This is a genomic window from Streptomyces sp. NBC_01450, assembly GCF_036227505.1.
GTDB lineage: Bacteria > Actinomycetota > Actinomycetes > Streptomycetales > Streptomycetaceae > Streptomyces.
The window spans coordinates 964179-985981 of the sequence record NZ_CP109481.1 but is presented as its reverse complement, the minus strand read 5'-3'; the positions used below and the strand labels follow the sequence as shown (position 1 = coordinate 985981).

Sequence of the window (21803 nt, the reverse complement as noted above, 5' to 3'; positions counted from 1 at the left end):
CCGGGCAGCCGGACGACGGCGATACACACGGCGCCGACGAGCCTCAAAGTGCCGCTGCTTACTCGGCTCCGTTCCTGCTCAGGGCAGTGAGTACGTGATCCAACTCATTCGGCATCACGGCAATGAGAACAGCGCCTTCGGAGGAGTTGCACTCGACGATCCTGGACCCACCGTTGATCTTCATTGCTTCGCGCAGCGAAGGTGAACGCACGCTGACCTGTCGCAACCCTGCCGGAAGTGATACTGCCGCCCCAGCCTTGGTGCGGGGCTCCCAGGCCATCGTGGAGGGGCCAATCAACATCCGTCCCCGGAGCCACCGGCCTTCAAGCGAGGGATGTCGGAGCATGCAGGGAACCTTGATCACATTTCCCTGAGCGGCACTGTCTGCACGTTGCTTCGCCTTCCGGCGAAACAGCCACGCCGTCAGCCCGGCCGCTACGAGGAGACCCACTAGTTCGATCACTGGAGCATTCAAGCAGCGCTCAACCCGAGTGCCCACCCTGTCAACGGTTTGCCACGACCAGCAGGTTCGCTTCCGGTCGACCTTCAGAATCCGCGAACCCGCTGGTTTCCGCGCACGACCGTGGCGCGGTCCCCGAAGGCTTGGTCGCGATCCTGCGCTGCAAGTGGTGCTCCTACCGGCCGCACCTGTCCTGCAACCACAACACCCGGGGCTTCCTGCTCCGTGTCGATCTGGCGAAGCCGAAGCGGATCCCGACGATCGCTCAGGAGCGGGCGCTGGAGCGGGCGATGGCTGCCCGCCAGACCTTCGGCGCATGCGGGAGGCGTTTTTACATCTGCCTTTCCAAGAAGCTCGGGTGCTGCCTGGAGTGCTTCGACGGCACGCCGGTGGACCCCAGCAGCTACGCCGCGTCCACGGCTTCGGCCTCCCACCGACTCACCGCCTGACCAACGACCACCCAGAAGGAGAGTTGCCCATGCTCAGCACGCTGTTCGCCCGCCGTCCCGCCGTACTGGACACGGCGACGTGGACACCGGACGGCACGACCGTCCAGTGGTATCGCGGCGCCGTCGGAGAACGGGAGGGCGCGATCGTCCTCTGCTACACCGCCGACGGCGACCGAGGGACGTCGCCCTTCGCCGCCGCGTGCCTCGGCTGCACCTACCGCGCAGACAGCCGCAGCCGCAGCCGTCTGACGGAGAAGGAGGCCGCCGACCTCGCCAACACGCACGCGGCCGGCTGCCGCGCGCTGGACCGGGGCATCCCGGCCGCGCCCGACGACGACCAGGCCGCGAAGATCGTGCGCGACCGGCTGTGGGGGCTGCGCATGTACGGCACCACGGGCCGCCACCCCGTCTACCTGAGCGACTTCCACGCGGACCGTGTCGACCTCCAGCGCCCGGCCGGCTTCATCAAGGAGACGATGCTCCAGCTCGCCAAGAGGGAGCCCGACTTCCTGGCCGCCCGGCTCAACACCAGTGGCACGGGCACCCAGTTCCTGGTCCTGCCGCACCCGCCCCGGACCTGAACGCCGTGCGCGCCCGAACCGCTCTGCTGCTCGCGGCCGCCGTACCGCTCACGGCCACGGCGGCCGCCGTCGTTCTCAAGACGGGCCACTGGCGGGTGACGTGCTCCCGGCACGAGATCTGGCCGGAACCGCGTCCCCGGCCGGACTGCCCCGACTGCCACGGCGCCGGCGGCTGGTGGACCAGCGGCCCGTACCCGGACATGGAGGTCTGCTGGTGCTGGGCAGAGCGGCGCGAGCTGGTCCTCCGGCTCCTGCCGGTCCGCGACCCCTGGCCGGACGGACCGCCGTTCTGACACCCCGACGCACCGAATCCACTCCGGGCGGCCCGCGCAGCACGCGGGCCGCCCCCTTCACGTTCCACAAGGAGAACCGCGCTCATGACGACCTTCACGGTCCCCGCCACAGTCACCGACATGAACCTGGACACCGCCTGCACGTCCGTCGTCAACGAGATCGGACGCACGGACGGCAAGGCGTCCTTATTCTCCGAACCAAGCACTGGGTCTGTGCAGGAGGGAAGAACTGGAGCCGACCCAGTGCTGTGACCGGCAACGTTCACCGGGTTGCCATGGATGAACGGAAAGCCAGGCAGGGTGGAACCGATGTCTTGAGGCTGATCCTTTGGAGTGGACACCCTGACAATGGATCTTGATGGTCCAGGGAGGATGTTCAGGTGGGACGCAAATCTCCGTATCCGGAGGAGTTCAGGAAGGACGCGGTCGCGCTCTATCGCGCCGGGGGCGGCAAGCGCACATACGCGGCGGTGGCGGCGGACCTCGGCATCACCGCCGAGTCGCTGCGGACGTGGGTCCGCAAGGAGAACGAATTCCAGGCACTGCCCGAGCGCCGCGAGGCCGGCGGAAGTCCGGCTGGGGAACTGGCCCGGTTGCGGGCGGAGAACGCCCGGCTGCTGAAGGCGGAGAAGGAGTGGCAGCTTGAGCGTGAGATGTTGCGTTCGTGCCGGCGGCGTCGATCGATCCGGTGCGGCTGGGCGGCGACAGCTACTTCCTGCAGTACGACGGCCCGGTCGTGGCGAAGCCGTACGCACTGATCGCCCGGGCGCTGGTCCCTGCGACTTGATCCGCCGGACAGGCCCTAGGCCGGAGTCCCGTGTGCCTTGGTCATGTTGTGGCCGGGATGTCGAGTTCGGCGAGCAGGTCGCGTACGCGCTGTTCGATCTCGTCGCGGATCGGGCGGACGGCGTCGACGCCCTGGCCGGCGGGGTCGTCGAGCTGCCAGTCGAGGTATCGCTTGCCGGGGAAGACCGGGCAGGTGTCCCCGCAGCCCATGGTGATCACCACGTCGGACGCCTGCACCGCCTCGGTGGTGAGGATCTTCGGAGTCTCGGCCGAGATGTCGATGCCCCGCTCCTTCATCGCCTCCACGACGGCCGGGTTCACGGTGTCGGCGGGAGCCGATCCGGCCGAGCGCACCTCGACCCGGTCACCGGCGAGGTGGGTGAGGAAGGCGGCGGCCATCTGGGAGCGGCCGGCGTTGTGGACGCAGACGAACAGCACGGAGGGAGTGCTCATGGCGGGTGTCCTTGCGGGTGGAGGGAGGGGTCAGGAGGAGGCGAGTTCGGGCTCGCCGTGCGGGACGACGACGTCTGCCGTGCGGGCCGAACGTCCGTACACCACCGCCACGGCGCCCAGCCCGAGCGCGGCACCGAGCAACTGGGCCGCGATGAAAGGGGCGATGGAGGCGGGCGCGATCCCAGCGAAGGTGTCGGTGAAAGTACGGCCGAGGGTCACCGCGGGGTTCGCGAAGGAGGTGGAGGAGGTGAACCAGTAGGCGGCCCCGATGTAGGAGGCCACGGCGACCGGGGCCAGGGCGGCGCGGCCGCTGCGCTCCAGGCCGAAGATGAGCAGGATCAGCCCGGCGGTGGCGACGACCTCGCCCAGCCACAGGTGCCCGGCCGACCGGTCGTGGGTGGAGAACTTCACCAGCGGCCTGGCGAACATGGCGTCGGCCAGGACCGTGCCGCCGATCGCCCCGGTGACCTGCGCGGGCACGTACGCGGCGACCTCCCGCAGGGTCGGGCCGGCGTTGTCGCGGCGGCCGGTGAACCAGGCGGCGAGGGTGACCGCGGGGTTGAAGTGCGCGCCCGAGACCGGCCCGAGCAGTGTGATCAGCACGCCCAGGCCGAAGACGGTGGCGAGGGAGTTGGCGAGCAGTTGCACGCCGACGTCGTGTGACAGCCCGGTGGCCTGGATGCCCGATCCGACGACGATCGTCACCAGAAGGCCGGTCCCTACGGCTTCGGCGGCGGCGCGGCGGCCGAGCGGCGCGCTCACGCGGTGGGCCCGGCGGTCTGCGGCGTGGTCAGGAACGCGGCGAGCCGGTCGAGGACACCGGGCAGCACCCAGTAGTAGACCCAGGTCCCACGCCGCTCGCAGTCGATGAGACCGGCCTGCCGCAGCAGCTTGAGGTGGTGGGAGATCGTCGGCTGAGACAGCTCGAAGGCCGGAGTCAGCTCACAGACACAGACCTCTCCGCCCTCCCCGCGCGAGGCGATCATCGACAGCAGCCGCAGCCGCACCGGGTCTCCCAGCGCCTTGAAAACCTTCGCCAGCTCCCCGGCGCGTTCCTCGTCCAGGGGCGCGGCAGCCAGGCCCCGGCAGCAGTCGCCGTCCGCGTCCTGGCCGAGCAGCTCAAGCTCTTGTTTCGACATGCCTCTATGTTGACGTTTTTCGATACAAGGCGCAAGGTTGCATCAACGAACGTCAATGCAGGCCGTTCCGGGGTACCGCCATACCCCGTCACCCAGGAGTGAGTCATGAGCGAACAGTCCACCGACCTGCGCGAAACGGTCCGACAGCGGTACGCCGCAACGGCCGTGAAGGTGACTGAGGGCGGCACCGCGTGTTGCGGGGCGCAGCCGGTCGAGGTCGACGAGAACTTCGGCTCCACCCTCTACGCGGCCGACGAGCGTGACGCCCTGCCCGCCGAAGCCGTCGCCGCCTCACTGGGCTGCGGCAACCCGACCGCCGTGGCCGATCTCCACGAAGGCGAACGCGTCCTGGACCTCGGCTCCGGCGGCGGCATCGACGTCCTGCTCTCCGCCCGCCGCGTCGGCCCCACCGGCAGGGCGTACGGGCTGGACATGACCGACGAGATGCTCCAGCTCGCCCTGACCAATGCCGCGAAGGCCGGTGCGACGAACGTGGAGTTCCTCAAGGGCACCATCGAGGCCATCCCGCTGCCCGCGGACACGATCGACGTGGTCATCTCCAACTGTGTGATCAACCTGTCCACCGACAAGCCGGCCGTGTTCGCCGAGACCTTCCGCGTGATGAGGCCCGGCGGCCGGATCGGCGTCTCCGACGTCGTCGCCGACGACATTCTCACCGCCGAACAGCGGGCCGACCGCGGCGACTACGTCGGCTGCATCGCCGGCGCGCTCTCCTTCGCCGAATACCGCGCGGGCCTGGAGGCCGCCGGGTTCACCGACGTCGAGATCACCCCCACCCACTCCGTCGCCGACGGCATGCACTCCGCCATCGTCCGCGCCACCAAGCCGCTGACTGCCGATGCCTCCCCAGAGGCGGCGGAGTCGGCGGATGCCTGCTGCGGCATCAACGCCTGCTGCACCTCGGCCGAGACCTCCGGCGACTCCGCTCTGACCGTCACCGAGGCCAAGACCGCGTCGGGCTGCGCCTGCCGGAACTGACACCACAAGCTCGGGGCCCTCCAGACGGAGGGCCCCGAGCGCGTTCAGCCGTGGACAACGGGCAGCGTCAAACTGTGTCTGAGCGCGCTACCTGGCCATTCCGAGCGTTGCAGTTGGCCACACACCCGAACTGGGCTATCAGGTCTGCATGATCGTTATCCTCGCGCCGTCCGGACAAGGACTGCCACAGCAGCGAATCTCCGGTGAATTGAGCCACCAACAGATCCGGATGGCTTCAAACTAGGTCCCATGTCTGCGCTGTGGACCTTGCTTGCTGCCCCCGTCGGGGCCGTCGCGACCACTCTGATCGGAGTCTTTGCGGGAAGTGCCGTCAGCAGGAGGACGCAAGACAGACATTGGGGCCGGGAGCAGTTGGCGGCAGCGTGCGCACGCGTACTTCGCGAATCATCAGGGTTGCTCGTGAGCCTCAGCGAGGCAGAGTTGGCTCGCCCCAGCTCCCTCCCCCAAGGCGTCGTCCACCGGACCACCATTGACTGGCGGCCATGGAATGAGGCGCTGAGCATGGTGAACCTTGTCGCTGACAGGGACATCGCGGAAGCCGCTCACGCCCTTGACGAGCAGATATGGCGTCTTCACACCAAGGTCAAACGCGGCCTGACCCCCGAGGAGAACTGGTTCATTCTGCGTTCACGCGTGGAGTCGGCACAGAACAGCTTCATCGTCACCGCGCGCCGCCGACTCTCGCCTGCCGGAGGCTCACTTCAGCGTTTCTCCGGGCGGCCTGCTCCAGATGACCCGATCTGGACCTCATGAGCTGGTCCAGACGGAGCGCAGCCAGTCGAAGCAGGCTGAGCGCCAGAGTGGCCAACTGAAGCGCGCAGTGGCCGATTGGGGTACTCAGTTACACCTGGTCAGCATGCCTGAAGCGTGTCCCGCGTGACGAAGCATTCGAATGCACGATCTAATACCGGTGTGGACTCCACCGACTTCCCCGACGACCTGGTCCAGATGCAACACGCCTGGAACACCGCCTACGAAGCGCTCGCCGCGCCCCGGCCGCGTGACACCACGGCCCTGCGCCGCCGTCTGCTGTGCCTGTCCGTACGCCTTCGGTGGCACCCGCACTGGAAGAGCGCCATCTCGGTGCCGCCCCGGCACCGCGCCGGGCAAGCCGGTTCTGCAACCGCTCGAACGCGAGGCGGCCCGCGGCGTCCTATACGACCAGTTCGCCGTCCAGCGCAGTCGCGTTCGGCAACTGCACGGCCCTGGCCACGACCTCCGGGAATGAGGCCACCATCTCGGTGCCGCGCCTGGAGCGCAGCACCACCCGCCCGCGTCGACGCAGACCAGCGCCCTAAACCCGTCCCACTTCGGCTCGCCCGCCCAGCCCGGCCGCAGATCAGGCTTGGGTACGGGAGCGCTCAGCATCGGCTCCGGCAGCGTCCACGTCACACCGGATCCCCTCCACCAAGAAACTCGAGGCCGGTCCAGGCGCAGGCCGGGACCGACGACTTCGTCGTCCTGTACCGCTGGGCGGAGATCCTGGAGCGGCACTTCCCGCCCCAACTGCCCGACCCCGACCACACCACCGAGTAGCCCGATCACGCCGCTGAGCGGATGACGTCTGCGGCCGCGATTGGACTGCGGTTCTCCAAGGGCGGCGGACACCAGCTACGCCATGGCAGCGGCCACGGTCTCCAAGACGGCGCGCTGCTGCGGGTCGATGGGTACGTCGGCCTGGCGCAGCGAGCGCAGGGTGGTCCCCTCGGCACACAGCCTGCACAGACCGAACACGGGGCGCGGGCCGATGGGGTTGTGCGACGCGGAGCTCTCATAGACGGGCCGGTAGCAGCCGGGGCACAGCAGGCAGCCCTCGGGCTCATCCGCCGACGGTGCGTCCGGGCCAAGCAGCGGGACGATCCGGCGGAGGTTCTCTCCGGCTTCGGCCCACAGAGCCATCGGCCGTTCGGCGCGTCGCTCGAAGGTGATGTCGCCCTCCGGGCCTTCGGCGGTGCGGACCCGGGCCAGCGTGCCGATGCCTTCCTCTGGGTGGTCGGGGACGAACACCAGGGCGGTCTCGTAGCCGGGCCCCTCGTCCATGCCGATGCCGTGTGCCTGCCCGGCGGCGAGGGCCGCGCCCAGGTCGTTCAGCCCTCGGCCGTTGTCGTCGTTGCGCAGGCGCAGCGGCCACGCGGCCGGAGCGCCGTCGACCTCGGCAGGTGAGGAGGTGATCAGGATGCCGTTGCCGGACTGGCGAACGTCCAGGTGGTACATGCCCTCGGTGGAGTGGAACGCGGTGCCGAACCACTCGGTGGTCGGCCGGTCGCTTTCGCCGCGCGCGGCGCGGCTTGTGCTGCTTGTGACGTCCCATGATGTGCCTCGCAGACGTAGCCCCGTGCGCGGGCCGAAGTGGTCCGCTGAACCCACAACCGGCAGCCCGACGGCCCAGGCACGCCAGGGGCCCGGCGTTCAGCCGTCCGGCGCATGGCGGCCGGCAACGGCTCGTGCGACACCGCCTTGCAACGTAAGGGTGCAACAGGGGACGCGTTGCATTCCTGATGTGCCGGAGCAGCCCCACGGAGCGGGGCTGGGCTGTGTGTTGCACTTCGCAGGTCCTCGCGGTCGCCCGGTCCGAACAGCCGGGCCGCCGACAGCACCGGACTCGGCCTCAAGAGGCCCGGGGTCGGGGTCGTGCGTGGGGTGCCGGAGCCGAACGACATCGCTGTCGTGGCCGAGCTGTCCATCCTGGTAGCTACTGAACATGAACTCGTGATGCCGGCTCAGGGTCTCGCCGTGCCGCCAGGACGGCTGCTCTACGATCCCGTGCTTGCCAACCGTGAGGCGACGATCCCCACGAAGTGCTGCAAGACGGCGAACGGCAGCGTCTGCGTCTCGTCGAAGAAGACCTCTGCTGGCTTCTCCTCCTCGGGCGCGTAGACAACCACCGTCACGGCTGTCGGCCCCGGAGCCGGTGAAGCAGGCGTGGAAGGAGCTCCACCCGGAACCATGCGGGCCTCGCTGAGCTCGAAACGAGTGGTCCGGCCCTCGCCCGCACCAGTCTCGGTGGTCAGAGCGCAGTACAGATCACCGTCGTAGCCCCAGGTCAGCGAAGACATGGCGGTGATGCTGCCACACCTGCCCCGCTGGCGGTCAGGCATTCACCTCACCGCGTCCGTCAGCGGGCCGGATCCAAGCTCAGGCCGGTGCCGGCGAGACAGCCGTCGACCACATCAGGGCGGTACTGGATCTGCTTGAGCCGGCGTTTCACCGCCCGGGTGATCTGGCCGAGATCGGCCGCTGCAAGGTTGCCGATGTCACGCTTGACCAGCGACCAGATGCCCTCCTGCGGATTCAGATCGGGAGCGTAGGCCGGAAACTGGAACACAGTGAGCCACTCGGCGTTCGCGTCGATGAACTCCTTCATGCCTGCGGTCAGGTGGAGGCGGACGTTGTCCCAGACCAGCACGATCGGACCGCCGAGCTGGATGCGGGCGCGGACGACCAGGTCGCGGTAGTCCCGCCACCCGAAACCCTTCGGCTCGTCCTTGCGGCCTCGGTACTCGCGGATCGCATAGATCAGCCGAGACCGCCGGCCCAGCTTGTGACAGACCATGCCCGCCATCGACACCCGCCCGGAGCCCCGCCCCCTGACCCGCACGACGGGCGTCCGGCCGATCCGGCCCCAAGTCCTGGCACGCGGCGGAGTCATCGACTCTCCATGACGCCGCCGCACGCGAGGACGTGGTCGCAGCGAGGACGCACCCCCGTGGTGCGGGTCCGCGGCCGCTCCCGCAGACGCGTCTTCATCGCCGCGCTGACCTGCTACAAACCCGGCCACAGGTCGCGTCTGATCTATCGGCCCCGCCGTGACGACGGCAACCGCGACGGCCGAAAGAGCTTCTCCTGGCGTGACTACCGGGACCTGCTCATCGCGGCCCACCAGCAACTCGGCGGACCGATCGTGCTCGTGTGGGACAACCTCAACGTCCACAAGGCCGCAGGCCTGCGGGAGTTCGCCGAGACTCGGGACTGGCTGACCATCTACTACCTGCCGCCCTATGCCCTCGACGTCAATCCCGTCGAGGGCAACTTGGTCCCTGCTACGGCGCGGACGGCTCTCCAACGTCGCCTTCACCACCCCAGGGCACCTCACGCAGCGCGTCCGAAGCGGCCTCCGCCACATCCAGTACCGCGACCACCTCATAGACGGCTGTGAAGTTTCCCCGTGGTCTCGGACACGTGATCGTTATGCCGCGAGGGCGTGTTGATGCCGCTGTCTGTTCTCGGTCGGGGTGAGGTAGCCGAAAGTCCGGTGCTTCCGCAGGCGGCGGCGGTTGTAGAAGGTCTCGACGAAGGAGAAGACCTCGGCTCGGGCGGTGGCCCGGTCGGGCCGGATACGGGTGCCGATCTCCTCCTTGAGCAGGGCCCAGAAGCTCTCCGCGGCAGCGTTGTCGAAGCATGATCCGGTGCGTCCGCAGCTCTGCCGCAGTCCCAACTTCCCTATTCGGTCCCGGAACTGGGCTGACGTGTATTCACTGCCGCGATCGCTGTGGATCACGCAGCCGGGCTCCAGTCCGCCCCGGCCGTGGGTCATGTCGAGTGCGTCGACGACGAGTTCGGCGCGGTGGTGGTCGGCCATGGCGTAGCCGACGACCTCGCGGGTGGCCAGGTCCAGCCGGCAGGCGAGGTAGAGCCGGCCTTCGGCGGTGGGCAGGCAGGTGATGTCGCCGACCAGCCTGGTCCCGGGCCGCTCGGCGTGGAAGTCGCGGCCGATCAGGTCCGGGGCCGGCTTCGCTTTCGCGTCCGGCCGGGTCAGCGAACGCCTCGTGCGCCGGGTGACACCGCGGATGTCGCGCTCACGCATCACACGGGCGACGCGCTTGCGGTTCACCCGCCGGCCCAGGCGGCGCGGTTCGGCGTGGATGCGCGGGACACCGTAGGTGTGACGGGAGGCGATGTGCACCACGGTGATCTCGTGCGCGAGCGCGTCGTCGGCGGCGGGCCGCCTCGCCCTCGCGCCAGGCGTAGTAGGAGGAGCGGGCGACTTTCAGCACCCGGCACAGCAGGACGATCGGATACGTCGCCTTCTCCGCATGGATCAACCGGTACAGCTCGCTCACCGGTCGTTCTCCTTCACGAAGAAGGCCGTCGCTTTTTTCAGGATCTCGATCGTCTGCTGCTGTTCACGAACCTCCTTGCGCAGCCGCTTGAGCTCCTCGCGCTCGGCGCTGGTCAGCTCACCGGACTCGCCCTCACCCCGGTCCGCCTTCGCCCGGCGGTACCAGCCGCGCAGGGACTCCGAGCTGATCCCGAGCTCTCGGGCGACGGCGGTGACCGTCTTGCGCGAGGAATCGACGAGCGCGATCGCGTCCCGCTTGAACTCCTCGGTGTACCGCTTCGTGAACTTGCTTCCCACCTGGCGCTACTTCCTCTGGAACCTCAAGATCCCAGTCTCCAGATGTCCACGATCAAAGGGAAGCTTCATTCATGCTCTGGCCCTACGGTACGCACAGCCGCCCGGAGCGACGGCCCGTCCGGTCGGCCGTGCTCCAGCTCCCGGAAGTCGCCGACGAAGGGGAACTTGTCGAGGTCCACCCACCGAACCTATAACACCCTCGGGATGGGCACGGAACGAGATCTCAAACCCGGTCTGAGCCTTGTGCTGATGCCTCACGGGGTCTGCGCACTCGCTGGAACTGGGCACGTGATCCTCGTCGTCAATACTGCTGCCGAAAGGCTGGTTGCTGATCTCGGCGTTCGTGACGAGTTACTCCGGGGCGGGAGGTAGCCTCGCGGGCCAATAGGCGAGGGGGCATGCGATGCGGAGACGCTGGCCAGGGTTGATGTCGTCTGTGGTGTTGACCGCAGTAGTCAGTACAGTCACGTCGCTGGCGGAGAACGCTGCGACAGGACAGGACCGGTGGCCAGGTCCTCTGGACACGGTACGGCGACATGCCTGGGCGGTCCTCGGCGTCGGTCTGGTGGTTGCGTTGCTGCACGCCGTCCACACGTTGCGGCGTGAGATCACTCCAGCGGGAGATGCCGGAGATCCGACGCCGCCTTCTGCACCGCCGAAGCCCCGGTGGGTCGTGGACCGGGCACAAGCCGGCCAGGTGGCCACCGAGCTGTGTCGCCGCAGGGGGCGGCTTTCAGTGGGTATCACGGCCACTGCCGGATTGCATGGCGCAGGTGGCTTCGGGAAGACGACCCTGGCGGAGATGGTGTGGGCCAATCGCCGTGTCCAGCGCCGGTTCAAGGGGCGGATCTACCGGATCACGCTGGGCCTGGACGTGCGCAGCAGGGCTGCTATCGCACAAAAGGTGGTCGAGGCAACCCGGTTCATCACCGGAGATACCAACATCTGGGACGACCCCGAACTTGCCGGCGAGCACCTGGGGCGACTGCTGGCTGACCGGCCGGAGTCGCTGCTCATCCTTGACGATGTGTGGTCTGCTGAGCAGCTCGCGCCGTTCCTGTTCGGTGGCACCCACTGTAGGCGCTTGATCACCACCCGACTTCCCGAACTCCTTCCTGCAGGTGCTTTGCATGTGAAGGTCGATCAGATGTCCACGCTCCAGGCGCGACGGGTACTGACCTTCGACCTGCCCGGTGGATTGCCGCAACGAACACTGAGCGGCCTGCTGCGGGCCACCGGTCGCTGGCCGCTGCTGTTACGCCTAGCCAATCGCCTCATCGTCCGGCGAATCGCGACCGGAGACGACCCGGCTTACGCGGGGGCAGCAGTTCTGGAGAAGCTGAGGCATGAGGGCCCGGCCGGCCTGGATCCGGCGGGCACCGTCGATCTGAACGACCCAAGAGCGCGGCAGACCGCGGTCCGAGCTGCGGTCGAGGCAGGCGCCCATCTGCTGCCTGCCGGTGGGTTCGACCGCTTCACTGAACTGGGCGTGTTCGCCGAGGACGAGGCCATCCCGGTCAGCCTGATCATCGCGCTGTGGTCAGAAACCGCGACACTGACCGAACATCAGTCTCGGGACCTGTGTGCTGCCCTAAGCGGCCTGTCCCTGCTCACCCTTGATCCGTCCGGTGGCGGCCGAGTGTATCTGCACGACGTGATCCGCGACTTCCTGCGCCGGAAACTAGGCGAGGAAGCCCTCCATCGCCTGCATCAGGCGCTGGTGGACGTTGCTGTCGCAGACATTCCCGCTGCTGGTCGGCGGCCGGACGGTGGCACCGGGCCCGGGCACGCGTGGTGGCAGATGGCTGACGGATACCTCGCCGACCATCTTATTAGCCACCTGCTGAGTGCTGGCCGGACCGCGGAGGCCGAGGCGCTTGCCGTGGATCTTCGCTGGATTGAATGGCGTCTGGACCAGCGTGACGCTACGGCGTCTGTCGCCGACCTCGCTCAGATCCCCAGCCCCACTGCCCAGCAAGCGGCCGCTGACCTGGCCCGCTGTGCACACCTTCTCACCCCGACGAGCCCCGCCCACGCCCGAGCCGCCATCTTGCGGAGCCGCCTTGCCGGCTACGACACCTGGCACCGCGCAGCCACCACCTGGCGCTCCCCCTATCCCGCGCTTTACAACCGATGGCCGCTGCCGGACTACCCCGACGCCTCGCAGCGCCGCACCCTCGCTGGCCATATCGGTGGTGTCCATGCGGTGGCAGTCTCTCCAGGGGGCACTTGGCTTGCCACCGGCAGCGGGGACGGGAAGGTGCGGATCTGGGACGTGACCACTGGTCGGACCACCCGCACCCTCACGGGCGATACCAGCGGTGTCGTTGCGATGGCGGTCTCTCCAGACGGCACCTGGCTCCTCACCGGCAGCGAAGAAGGGAAGGTGCGAGTCTGGGACGTGACCACCGGCCAGACAACCCGTACCCTCCTCCAACGTGCAGGTGTTCACGCGGTGGCGATCTCTCCGGACGGCACCTGGTTCGCTGTTTGCAGCAATGGGCTCGTGCTGATCAGAGACGTGGCCTCCGGCCAGATCACCCGTACCTTCACCGACCACGCCAGTTCTGTCGTTGCGGTGGCGGTCTCTCCGGACGGCACCTGGCTCGCCACCGGCAGTAGCGCTGGGGAGGTGCGGATCTGGGACGTGTCCACCGGCCGGCCCACCCGTACCCTTTCCGGCCATAGCGGTCCGATCAAGGCGGTGGCCATCTCTCCGGACGGCACTTGGCTCGCCACCGGCGGCACGCGTGCTGTCGGCAGTGAGTACGGGGAGGTGCGGATCTGGGACGTGTCCACCGGTCGGCCCACCCGTACCCTTTCCGGCCATAGCAGTCCGATCAAGGCGGTGGCCATCTCTCCGGACGGCACTTGGCTCGCCACCGGCAGCGAGGATGGGAAGGTGCGAATCTGGGATCCCGAGCTACAAACCGGGCTCCAAAACCGCAGCAACGACAGTACTATCGACGCAACTTCGGTCGTGGTCTCTCCGGACGGCACCTGGCTCGTCACCTGCAGCGGGCACGAAGAGGTGCGGATCTGGGACGCCGCCACCGGCCAGACCACCCGCATGTTCACCGGCCACACCGGTGGTGTCCACGCCGTGGCTGTCTCTCCGGACGGTACCTGGCTCGCCACCGGCAGCGAGGACAGGAAGACGCGGATCTGGGACATGGCCACTGGCCAGATCACCCGTACCCTCGTCGGCCCCATTGGTGCTGTCTGGGTAATCGTGGTCTCTCCGGACGGTACCTGGCTCGCTACCGGCAGCGAGGACGGAGAGGTACGGATCCGGGACATGGCCACCGGCCAGACCATCCGTGCACTCACCCACCATGTCCGTGGTGTCGTTGCGGTGGCGGTCTCTCCAGACGGTACCTGGCTCGCCACTGTCAGCGGGGACGGGGAGATACGGATCTGGGACGTGGCTTCCGGCCAGATCACCCGTACCCTCGTCGGCCCTATCGGTGCTGTCCGGGTAGTCACGGTCTCTCCGGACGGTACCTGGCTCGCCACCGGCAGCAGTACTGGGGAGGTGCAAATCTGGGACGTGGCTTCCGGCCAGACCACCCGTACCCTCACTGGCCACACCAGTTCTGTCAGGGCGGTGGCGGTCTCTCCGTACGGCACCTGGCTTGCAACGGGGAGCAGCGATGGGGAGGTATGCATTTGGGAGTCTGGTTCCGGCACACCTGTGGCAACTATGCGAGCTGACGAAGGCTTGTTCGCCTGCTGCTTTCTCCCCGATGCACGAGGGCTGGTTTTTGCCGGAAGCTACGGACTGTACGGGTACGACTTCGACCCGTGTGACGGTCGGCCACAATCCTGTTAGTCCACGGCAGATGGATCGCTGGGGCTGAGTAACGGCATATTCGTGAGGACGAGATCGGCTCGACCAGCTGGTGCCAGGCTCGTATTCGAGGCGCGCGGCACTGTCGTGGGCGGGACCTGCATGAACACCAAAGTCCTGCCCTGCGGGACTCAGTCCTGGCAGCCGCGCCCTCATACCGTCTTGGCCTCCGCGATGGCCCCGGACTCCAGCGGACGCCGACACCCACAACAGATGTGATGCAGCACCGTCATGGGGCGTGGTCGGGTCTTCGTACCGTGCGGGAACGCGGGTACGGAAGCCCGATGTGCTGGCCGTCCTACCGCTACAGGGCCGGTGCACGCTGCCGCCGCGCAGGCCCGAGTACAGGCACGACTCCCCGGGATCGACCGATTGACGAGCCTGCCGCTTGCCGGCATGTCGATCCCCTCGCCTACGGTGGCTGCTACGCGCGCCGCTCTATCACGCCGGAGCCTCGCACAGATCGTTATCAAGGGAACGCCCGGCGTTGGCTCGTGTGATCCCTACGCATGCACCGCATGGGATGGCTGGAAGGCGCGCTCTGGGGGCCTTTGGGGGCTTCGCATTGGAGGCGCTCGACTACATCGTCGCGGTGCGGCTCTGGCGCAGGCTGCCTTGGAATCTGGGAGCAAGCAGCCAGCACCGCAAGCTGTTCGACGAACACACCGCGTTCCCCACCGAGCTTGCCGCCGCGGCTTGACTCGTTGGCATCGTGAGGTGTGCGCCTTCATGCGCATACGGTCGGAAGATACCCGACCGGGAGGTTGCCCGTTGTTCCCGGCCATATAGGGCACGCGAGGGACACGCTCCAGCTGATGTGGCTATGGGAGCCCCGTCCTTGGGGTGGTTCTCGGCACGCTTGAATGCAGGGGTGACGAAGTGGGGGCGCCCGTACGTACTTCGGACCGCCGAGCTCCTGCCCGTACTCCTGGATCAGGTAGAGGCAGGGGCCGGCAGCGAGAGCGTGTGGCGCGAGCTGTGGACCATGCTGTGTATCGAGGGAGAGACCCTCGTCCCGGGGAGTCTCGCCGCGCTGCCACGTCTGGTCGCGCTCGCCCGGAGCGAAACGCAAGCGCTGGAGATGGCCGGGGCGATCGTGCGCAGCGCGATGACGGACGACCAGGGCGAACGCATGTTCGTGGAGAGTCCCGACGCCATCGCGGAGCTTCGGGAACTGGTGGACCAGCGTCTCCAAACGCGTCCGGCCGACTACATCTGGGGCTTTCGCACCCTCCTCGCGATCGAGGGTCAGTTCCACTGGAGTGCCGCCCTTGGTGACTTCAGCGACGACTTCTACGAGGTGGCCTGTCCGCACTGCTCCCTGAATGTGACCATCGCCATCGGCGGATACGGGTACTACTCGGCCTGCCGGGACTGGGACGCGGGCGATGTCGATCGGCGCGACTTGCGGCCGGCGTCCGTTGCGGAGCTCGACGGCATGGCGCAGTGGATGTACGACCTCGCGGTCCGTGACGGCCAGGACCGACTGGCCGAGGGGATCACGTATCTCATGGGCCGCGCGGAGTGTCCGCGTTGTGCCAGTGTGTTCCGCATAGCGGACGAGTACGCAGCCGCCAATCTCCCCCCAATGCTTTCTGTTCGACCTGCGCGATCCAAGATCGGTTGAGAAACGGCTTCTAGAAGTTTCTCCGTGATCTTGGGCACTTGATCTCTATGTCACGAGGGCGTGTTGGTGCCGCTGGCTGGTCTCGGCTGGGGGTGAGGTAGCCGATGACCTTGTGCTTGCGCAGGCGGTGGCGGTCATAGAACGTCTCGATGAAGGCGAAGACCTCGGCGCGGCCGGCGGCCCGGTCCGGCCACGCACGGGTCCCGATCTCTTCTTTGAGGAGGGCCCAGAAGCTCTCCGCGGAGACGTTGTCGAAGCGGGATCCGGTGCGGCCGCAGCTTTGCCGGAGGTTCAACTTGCCTGTCTCGAGCTGGAATTGACCGGACGTGGATTCGCTGCCGCGGTCCGGATGCGCTATGCAGGCGGGCTGGAGCCGGCCGCGTTCCGCGGCCATCCGCAGCGTGTCGATGGCGAGGGTGGCGCGGTGGTGGTCGGCCACCGCGTAGCCGACGACTTCGCGGGTGGACAGGTCCAGCCGGCAGGCGAGGTAGAGCCGGCCTTCGCTGGTCGGGAGAAACGTGATGTCGCCGACCAGCTTCGTGCCGGGGGGGTCGGCGTGGAAGTCGCGGCCGATCAAGTCCGGGGCCGGCCCCGCCTACTTGGCCGGTCGCGTCAGCGAGTGCCGCCTGCGGCGATGGGTGACCTGGATGCCCCGCTCGCGCATGACTCGGGCGACCCGCTTGCGGTTCACGCGCTGTTCCAGACGTCGCAGTTCGGCATGGATGCGCGGGACGCCGTAGGTCTGGCGGGAGGCGACGTGGATGACAGTGATCTCGTGCGCCAGGGCCTCGTCGGCGGCCTGCCGGGCAGCTCGGGTCTTCGCCGAGGCGAGCCAGGCGTAGAAAGAGGAACGGGCCACCTTCAGCAGCCGGCACAGGAAAGCGACACTCCATGTCGCCAAAAGGTGCTGGGTCGTGGTGCGAAGCCTGGGCTGGAGAACGATGCGCCACCGCCTCACCCGCGACTACGAGACCCTCCCTGCCAGCTCCGAAGTCGTGAACCACATCGCCTCGATCGACAACCTCGCCAAGCGCGTAACAGACGAGACCACATCTATCTGGCGTGGAACCTACTAGGGCACAAGGGGTAATACCGCCACACCGGATGCCCTCTAAGTGGCGGACGGGACGGTGGCGCACAGGAGTCCTTGCCCTGCCAGGCTGGCGTGTTGCGGCCGAACTCGGCCGACTGCCGGGTCAGGTCCCTTGATCAGAGGTAGGTGACTCCGGTCAGTTGTTCGGCCTCTGTCCAGAGTCGTTGGCCTGTCTTGGGGGCAGCGGCTTCGGCACCGGGGTGAGCTGCCTTCACGCCCCGGCCGCGTATTTTTTTGAAGCCGGAGGGGCCAAAGAATTGTCCGCCGCGCACACCGGGCGCAGTGGCGGCGTAGAGCTGAGGCAGTGCTCCCTGCGCGCTCGGCGACTGGAGGGCCAGCAGGATGGTCCGGGCCATGAGCCGCTCGAACCGGCCGCGGTCCTGCAGGGCGCGCGGGTTGAGATTGCTGCGGCTCATTCCGGGGTGGGCAAGGACGCTGAGAATGGGCGAGTCGGCGGCGCGCAGGCGGCGGTCGAGTTCGAGGCCGAAGACTGTCGTGGCCAGTTTGGAGCGGTTGTAGGCGCGATTTGCCTGGTAGGCGTGGCGCGACATGAGGTCGTCGAAGTCGAGATGGACGTTCTTGTGAGTGATCGAGCTGATGTTGATCACCCTCGGGGCGCCGGCGCGGCCGAGCGAGTCGAGCAGCAGACCGGTGAGGGCGAAGTGGCCGAGCATGTTCGTGCCCATGTGGGAAAGCATGGCCCGCCAGTACGTGGCCATGCTGCGCGCCGCCGTCGCGGAGGACCCGGACCACCCGCGTGCCACGGCGCTCGTGGGGGAACTGAGCATCCACAGTGCCGACTTCCGGCGGCTGTGGGCTCGGCACGACGTTCGCGAGAACGTTCACGGGACCACACTGTTCCAGCACCCTGAGGTCGGCGGAATCACCCTCGACTGGGACACCTACCCCCTGCCCGGCAACCCTGGTCCGGTCCTCCTGGTCTTCACCGCCGAACCCGGCACCGCCGACGCCGAGCGCCTCCAGCTCCTCGCCTCCTTGCAGGCGACCCGCGACCACGGCGGCGACACAGCCGCCCGGCGTCCGTCAGCCGAACGCAATCGCCCGCGCCCTGCATAAGGGAGGTTCGCTGCAGCAAGGTTGCGTGCAGCTCGCAGGCTGGTATGGAGGCCCTTGGCACGGTCCACGTCACCGGCCTGCCCGCAGCCATCCCGCGCAGCCGCGTGGCCAAGGACGCAGAGGTTCTCGCGTTGCGGCACGAGAACGCAGTGCTGCGCCGCCAGGCACCGTGATCGGATTCCGAACGAGCGCGGTGACGGTGGACAGCGGCATCGAAGGATCGTCGCAGATGCTGTGCGGGCCGGTCTTCTGGGCTGGGAACTGCCAGGGCAGGTCCAGAATCGTGTTTTCGAGCGGCACAGGTGCGGGTGAGGCGGCGAAGCATGGCGGCGGTCATGGACCAGTGGACCACCTCCACCGAGCCGGGGCGGCCGTGTCTGGTAGTCCCGCACGAGGCTGCGGTGGAGCATCAGGGTGCCGAACGTCTGCTCCACCACCAAACTCTTCGGTTCCGGGGTGAACCCTCTTGCCCCGGGCTCCCGCTGGACGATCTCCACGTCGATGCCCAGACGCGAACCGTGCTCGACCACGGCCTGCTTGAACCCGGCATCCACCCAGCCCTTGTTCACCGTTGGCGCGGTGGCGGCGACCTTGTCCAGGAGGGCGATCCCGATCGCGTTGTCGTGCACGCTCGCGGCGGTCACGACCACCGCGATGATCAGGCCGAGGACGTCGGTGGCGATGCCCTGCTTGCGGCCCGGGCTCTTCTTTCCCGGATCCAGCCCGGTTCTCGCCTTCGGTGCGTTCCCGAGGCCCGCACGGTCTGCGAGTCCAGGACGGCGGCGGTGGGATCCTCGTGCCGCTTGCGCATCTCGCGGGTCGGCCGGCGCAGCAGGTCGTGGATGGACTCGGCGGTGCCGTCGTCGCGCAGAGGGCGAAAAGTAGTACACAGCGCTCTTCGGCGGCAGGCCATGGGGCAGGTAGCGTCGCTGGCAGCCGGTCCGGCCCTGGTAGAGGATCGTGTTCACGATCTCCCGTATTGCCCAGGCATCCTGATGGCTGCTCACCGAACGGTGGCTGTCCTTCCACGCCGTGATCACCGGCTCGATCAACGAGCACTGCCCATCCGATAAGTCGCTCGGATACGGGTTCCGTCCACGTATCCCGCCGCCCCTTCGGACCACCGGCTGTGGATCAGCAGACTCCGCCCACGCTCACGGGTATGAGGGGCGTCTGAGCCGCATGGTGCTACGACTGCTGCGCGCCGCACTGGCGGACGGCGAGGCCTTCGACGACACCGCCACCCTCGTCCGCCTCACTAGGGAGACCGGGCTGTCGGTCGATGCCACCCACAAGGCGCTCGACAGTGACGCGTACGCCGGGGACGTCCTGGACGACATCCGCCAGGCCCTCGCCTTCGACGTGAGCGGCCTCCCCTTCTGCATCATCGACCGCGCTCACGACATCTCCGGAGCCCAGCCGGTGGAAACGCTCTTCGACACGCTACGCAAGGCCGCTTCCCCGTTCGTGGCGTGATGGCGACCGTCGCCCTCAACCGCTTTCCGATGGCGCTCGTCTGTACGTGCCCGCACACCGCGCCGTCCCCAGTTTCTCTGCGGCCGGGCGCCTCACGTACGCCCACGTGTGATGGATTCTGACCGAGGTCGCCTTGCGTCAGACCAGCTGGGGTGACGGGCACAGCAGGCAAGCCCGGAAGCAGGCGACCGCCGGCTGGCTGAGCAGCGGATCGTAGGGGAAGTGCTGGAGCTGCGCCGCTTTGCCGTCGGCTCCCTTCGTCAGCTTTTGCGCGTGGGCGCGGATCCGGCCGAGGTCGCCCAGCGAGCAGGGAACAGGGAACAGCGTGGAAGTTCCGCTGTCCCCGTCGCGAGGTGTCTCTATGACCGGCGCAGCGCAGCGTTCAGTATTGCTCCGTCTCCACGAAACCCGCGTCCCCGTCGTCGTCCGCACCGAGTGCGGCGGCGGACGGGTCGAACCCGGGCGGGCTGTCCTTGAGGCCCAGGCCCATACCGGCCAGCTTCGCCTTGACCTCGTCGATGGACTTCGCACCGAAGTTGCGGATGTCCAGGAGGTCGGCCTCGGAGCGGGCGACGAGCTCACCCACGGAGTGGACGCCCTCACGCTTGAGGCAGTTGTACGAACGAACCGTGAGCTCGAGCTCCTCGATCGGCAGTACCAGGTCGGCGGCGAGGGCGGCGTCCGTGGGGGACGGGCCCATGTCGATGCCCTCGGCGTCGATGTTGAGCTCGCGGGCGAGCCCGAAGAGCTCGACCAGCGTCTTACCCGCGGACGCCATGGCGTCACGCGGACGCATGGCCTGCTTGGTCTCGACGTCGACGATCAGCTTGTCGAAGTCGGTGCGCTGCTCGACACGGGTCGCCTCGACCTTGTACGTGACCTTCAGCACCGGCGAGTAGATCGAGTCGACCGGGATGCGCCCGATCTCCTGACCGACCTGCTTGTTCTGAACGGCGGAGACGTAGCCGCGACCGCGCTCGACGGTCAGCTCCATCTCCAGCTTGCCCTTGCCGTTGAGCGTGGCGAGGACGAGGTCGGGGTTGTGCACCTCGACACCGGCCGGGGGCGCGATGTCGGCGGCGGTGACCAGACCCGGGCCCTGCTTGCGCAGGTACATCACGACCGGCTCGTCCTGCTCGCTGCTCAGAACGAGCTGCTTGATGTTGAGGATCAGGTCGGTGACGTCCTCCTTGACGCCCGGCACGGTGGTGAACTCGTGCAGAACGCCGTCGACGCGGATGGACGTGACCGCCGCACCCGGGATCGAGGACAGGAGGGTCCGGCGCAGGGAGTTGCCGAGGGTGTAGCCGAAGCCCGGCTCCAGCGGCTCGATCACGAACCGGGAGCGGAATTCGTCGACGACCTCTTCGGTCAACGAGGGACGCTGAGCAATCAGCACGGGGTGTTGCCTCCAGTGGTTTGGCGCCCGCTATGTGACGCTGTAGACACCCCGAAGGGTACGGGCGATACGAGCGATACGGGCGATACCGTCTCCGCAGAGGCCGAACCGCCTGTCTCCCCAACCCAGCGAGGAGGCTTCGGCCTCCCTTCCGCCCGCCGCCCCCACGGCGGTTTCTGCGCTGCCCGCGTCCAGCTCGCGGGCGCGCAGGACGGCCACGCGAGCATGCGCGGCCATGGCCAGGGGATGTCGTGATCATGGCGTTGGCCGGGACAGTTGGCGGGGGTGGTGTGCACCGCTCACGGCGCTGTACTTAGCCGGTACGCCCGGAAGGGAACCCCGTCGCCTCAGTCGCTGTGCACGTCGGCGAAGACGAGTCGTGGGCCGGCTGCCGTACCAATGTCCGCAGTCAGTGCTGTGCCGGGACGCCGAGGTCGTCGAGAAGGCCGCGGGACGCGGCGCTCGCTGTCGTCGCGGATGGGCCGGACGTCGGCGACCGTCTTGCCTGCGGGGTCGTCCGCCGCGGCCAGGACAGCGGCGTGGCCGCACCCTGGTGACGTGTTTTCGATGACTCATCCCGGAACCTATCTGCGGGTCTACCCGCCTGCCTCGTACAAGGCGGTCCTCGTCCCCGCCCTGCTGCGCGCCTGCTCGAACGTCTTCAACACCAGCCCCCGTGACCTCACGTACCACCTTCTGACGCCTGCTCACCGATCGCCGCCCGGAGCACCGACAGCGATCTCC

Annotated in this window: 20 protein-coding genes and 7 pseudogenes; 13 read left to right on the top strand and 14 right to left on the bottom strand. The window is 67.9% G+C overall.

What is annotated here, in order from left to right; genetic code table 11:
* Positions 1–603 precede the first annotated feature (603 nt).
* The 4 genes and pseudogenes from OG568_RS52970 to OG568_RS52955 all read left to right on the top strand — a co-directional run.
* Positions 604–909 carry a hypothetical protein gene (locus OG568_RS52970; RefSeq protein ID WP_329537245.1) on the top strand — a complete coding sequence of 102 codons (306 nt, stop codon included), beginning with the start codon at positions 604–606 and terminating at the stop codon, positions 907–909.
* A gap of 29 nt (positions 910–938) precedes the next feature.
* Entirely contained in the window at positions 939–1490 is a 552-nt protein-coding gene (locus tag OG568_RS52965) for a hypothetical protein (RefSeq protein ID WP_329538334.1), read from the top strand.
* Positions 1491–1495: 5 nt separating this feature from the next.
* On the top strand, positions 1496–1783 hold the full coding sequence (locus tag OG568_RS52960; protein WP_443077937.1) for a hypothetical protein: 288 nt from the start codon (positions 1496–1498) through the stop codon (positions 1781–1783).
* A 380-nt stretch (positions 1784–2163) separates the two neighbouring features.
* Positions 2164–2415 (top strand): annotated as a pseudogene (locus OG568_RS52955) (transposase); the annotation flags it as partial.
* A gap of 196 nt (positions 2416–2611) precedes the next feature.
* Here OG568_RS52955 and OG568_RS52945 read toward each other — a convergent pair.
* The 3 genes from OG568_RS52945 to OG568_RS52935 are packed head-to-tail and all read right to left on the bottom strand — an operon-like array spanning position 2612 to position 4161.
* Positions 2612–3022: an arsenate reductase ArsC gene (locus OG568_RS52945; protein ID WP_329537244.1), complete on the bottom strand. Its 411-nt coding sequence runs from the start codon at positions 3020–3022 to the stop codon at positions 2612–2614.
* Between the two features lie 30 nt (positions 3023–3052).
* Positions 3053–3784: an MIP/aquaporin family protein gene (locus OG568_RS52940; RefSeq protein WP_329537243.1), complete on the bottom strand. Its 732-nt coding sequence runs from the start codon at positions 3782–3784 to the stop codon at positions 3053–3055.
* Positions 3781–4161 (bottom strand): ArsR/SmtB family transcription factor, encoded by a 381-nt coding sequence (locus tag OG568_RS52935; RefSeq protein ID WP_329537242.1) that lies wholly within the window; start codon positions 4159–4161, stop codon positions 3781–3783. The genes OG568_RS52940 and OG568_RS52935 overlap by 4 nt, the downstream gene beginning before the upstream one ends.
* A 105-nt stretch (positions 4162–4266) precedes the next feature.
* On the opposite strand from OG568_RS52935, the gene arsM reads away from it, so the two are divergent.
* Complete coding sequence (gene arsM, locus OG568_RS52930; protein WP_329537241.1) at positions 4267–5160, top strand: arsenite methyltransferase; 894 nt, start codon at positions 4267–4269, stop codon at positions 5158–5160.
* Between the two features lie 420 nt (positions 5161–5580).
* Positions 5581–5934 carry a hypothetical protein gene (locus OG568_RS52925; protein WP_329537240.1) on the top strand — a complete coding sequence of 118 codons (354 nt, stop codon included), beginning with the start codon at positions 5581–5583 and terminating at the stop codon, positions 5932–5934.
* Between the two features lie 858 nt (positions 5935–6792).
* On the opposite strand, the gene OG568_RS52920 is transcribed toward OG568_RS52925, so the two are convergent.
* The 3 genes and pseudogenes from OG568_RS52920 to OG568_RS52910 form a co-directional block, all read right to left on the bottom strand.
* Positions 6793–7548 carry a hypothetical protein gene (locus tag OG568_RS52920; RefSeq protein WP_329537239.1) on the bottom strand — a complete coding sequence of 252 codons (756 nt, stop codon included), beginning with the start codon at positions 7546–7548 and terminating at the stop codon, positions 6793–6795.
* A 386-nt stretch (positions 7549–7934) separates the two neighbouring features.
* Positions 7935–8237 (bottom strand): hypothetical protein, encoded by a 303-nt coding sequence (locus OG568_RS52915; RefSeq protein WP_329537238.1) that lies wholly within the window; start codon positions 8235–8237, stop codon positions 7935–7937.
* A gap of 59 nt (positions 8238–8296) precedes the next feature.
* Positions 8297–8839: pseudogene (locus OG568_RS52910) on the bottom strand (transposase); the annotation flags it as partial.
* On the opposite strand from OG568_RS52910, the pseudogene OG568_RS52905 reads away from it, so the two are divergent.
* A pseudogene (locus OG568_RS52905) lies at positions 8837–9389 on the top strand (transposase); the annotation flags it as partial. The pseudogenes OG568_RS52910 and OG568_RS52905 sit on opposite strands and share 3 nt — an antisense overlap.
* On the opposite strand, the pseudogene OG568_RS52900 reads toward OG568_RS52905, so the two are convergent.
* Positions 9368–10120, bottom strand: a pseudogene (locus OG568_RS52900) (IS3 family transposase); the annotation flags it as partial. The pseudogenes OG568_RS52905 and OG568_RS52900 overlap by 22 nt on opposite strands.
* 117 nt (positions 10121–10237) lie before the next feature.
* Entirely contained in the window at positions 10238–10537 is a 300-nt protein-coding gene (locus tag OG568_RS52895) for a transposase (RefSeq protein WP_329537236.1), read from the bottom strand.
* Between the two features lie 697 nt (positions 10538–11234).
* On the opposite strand from OG568_RS52895, the gene OG568_RS52890 reads away from it, so the two are divergent.
* The 3 genes from OG568_RS52890 (at position 11235) to OG568_RS52880 (ending at position 16014) form a co-directional block, all read left to right on the top strand.
* Positions 11235–14369: an NB-ARC domain-containing protein gene (locus tag OG568_RS52890; RefSeq protein ID WP_329537235.1), complete on the top strand. Its 3135-nt coding sequence runs from the start codon at positions 11235–11237 to the stop codon at positions 14367–14369.
* A 583-nt stretch (positions 14370–14952) separates the two neighbouring features.
* Positions 14953–15087 (top strand): hypothetical protein, encoded by a 135-nt coding sequence (locus OG568_RS52885; RefSeq protein ID WP_329537234.1) that lies wholly within the window; start codon positions 14953–14955, stop codon positions 15085–15087.
* A 264-nt stretch (positions 15088–15351) separates the two neighbouring features.
* Positions 15352–16014: a hypothetical protein gene (locus OG568_RS52880; protein ID WP_329537233.1), complete on the top strand. Its 663-nt coding sequence runs from the start codon at positions 15352–15354 to the stop codon at positions 16012–16014.
* Between the two features lie 10 nt (positions 16015–16024).
* On the opposite strand, the gene OG568_RS52875 is transcribed toward OG568_RS52880, so the two are convergent.
* A complete protein-coding gene (locus tag OG568_RS52875; RefSeq protein ID WP_329537232.1) occupies positions 16025–16591 on the bottom strand; it encodes a DDE-type integrase/transposase/recombinase in 567 nt (188 codons plus the stop codon).
* Between the two features lie 18 nt (positions 16592–16609).
* Positions 16610–16873, bottom strand: a complete 264-nt coding sequence (locus OG568_RS52870; RefSeq protein WP_329537231.1) for an IS3 family transposase — start codon at positions 16871–16873, stop codon at positions 16610–16612.
* 19 nt (positions 16874–16892) lie between these two features.
* Here OG568_RS52870 and OG568_RS52865 point away from each other — a divergent pair.
* Positions 16893–17090: pseudogene (locus OG568_RS52865) on the top strand (IS5/IS1182 family transposase); the annotation flags it as partial.
* Between the two features lie 133 nt (positions 17091–17223).
* On the opposite strand, the gene OG568_RS52860 reads toward OG568_RS52865, so the two are convergent.
* Complete coding sequence (locus OG568_RS52860; RefSeq protein ID WP_329537230.1) at positions 17224–17793, bottom strand: hypothetical protein; 570 nt, start codon at positions 17791–17793, stop codon at positions 17224–17226.
* Between OG568_RS52860 and OG568_RS52855 the strand changes: the two are divergent.
* Positions 17789–18184, top strand: a pseudogene (locus OG568_RS52855) (MmyB family transcriptional regulator); the annotation flags it as partial. The gene OG568_RS52860 and the pseudogene OG568_RS52855 overlap by 5 nt on opposite strands.
* Before the next feature lie 307 nt (positions 18185–18491).
* Here the strand turns inward: OG568_RS52855 and OG568_RS52850 are convergent.
* A pseudogene (locus tag OG568_RS52850) lies at positions 18492–19287 on the bottom strand (IS5 family transposase); the annotation flags it as partial.
* Between OG568_RS52850 and OG568_RS52845 the strand changes: the two are divergent.
* Complete coding sequence (locus tag OG568_RS52845; protein ID WP_329537229.1) at positions 19217–19660, top strand: DsbA family oxidoreductase; 444 nt, start codon at positions 19217–19219, stop codon at positions 19658–19660. The pseudogene OG568_RS52850 and the gene OG568_RS52845 sit on opposite strands and share 71 nt — an antisense overlap.
* Before the next feature lie 382 nt (positions 19661–20042).
* Here the strand turns inward: OG568_RS52845 and OG568_RS52840 are convergent, their stop codons facing one another.
* Both OG568_RS52840 and OG568_RS52835 read right to left on the bottom strand, forming a co-directional pair.
* Positions 20043–21059, bottom strand: coding sequence for a DNA-directed RNA polymerase subunit alpha (locus OG568_RS52840; protein ID WP_329537228.1), 1017 nt, complete (start codon positions 21057–21059; stop codon positions 20043–20045).
* Between the two features lie 30 nt (positions 21060–21089).
* A complete protein-coding gene (locus OG568_RS52835) occupies positions 21090–21296 on the bottom strand; it encodes a hypothetical protein (RefSeq protein WP_329537227.1) in 207 nt (68 codons plus the stop codon).
* Between the last annotated feature and the right edge of the window lie 507 nt (positions 21297–21803).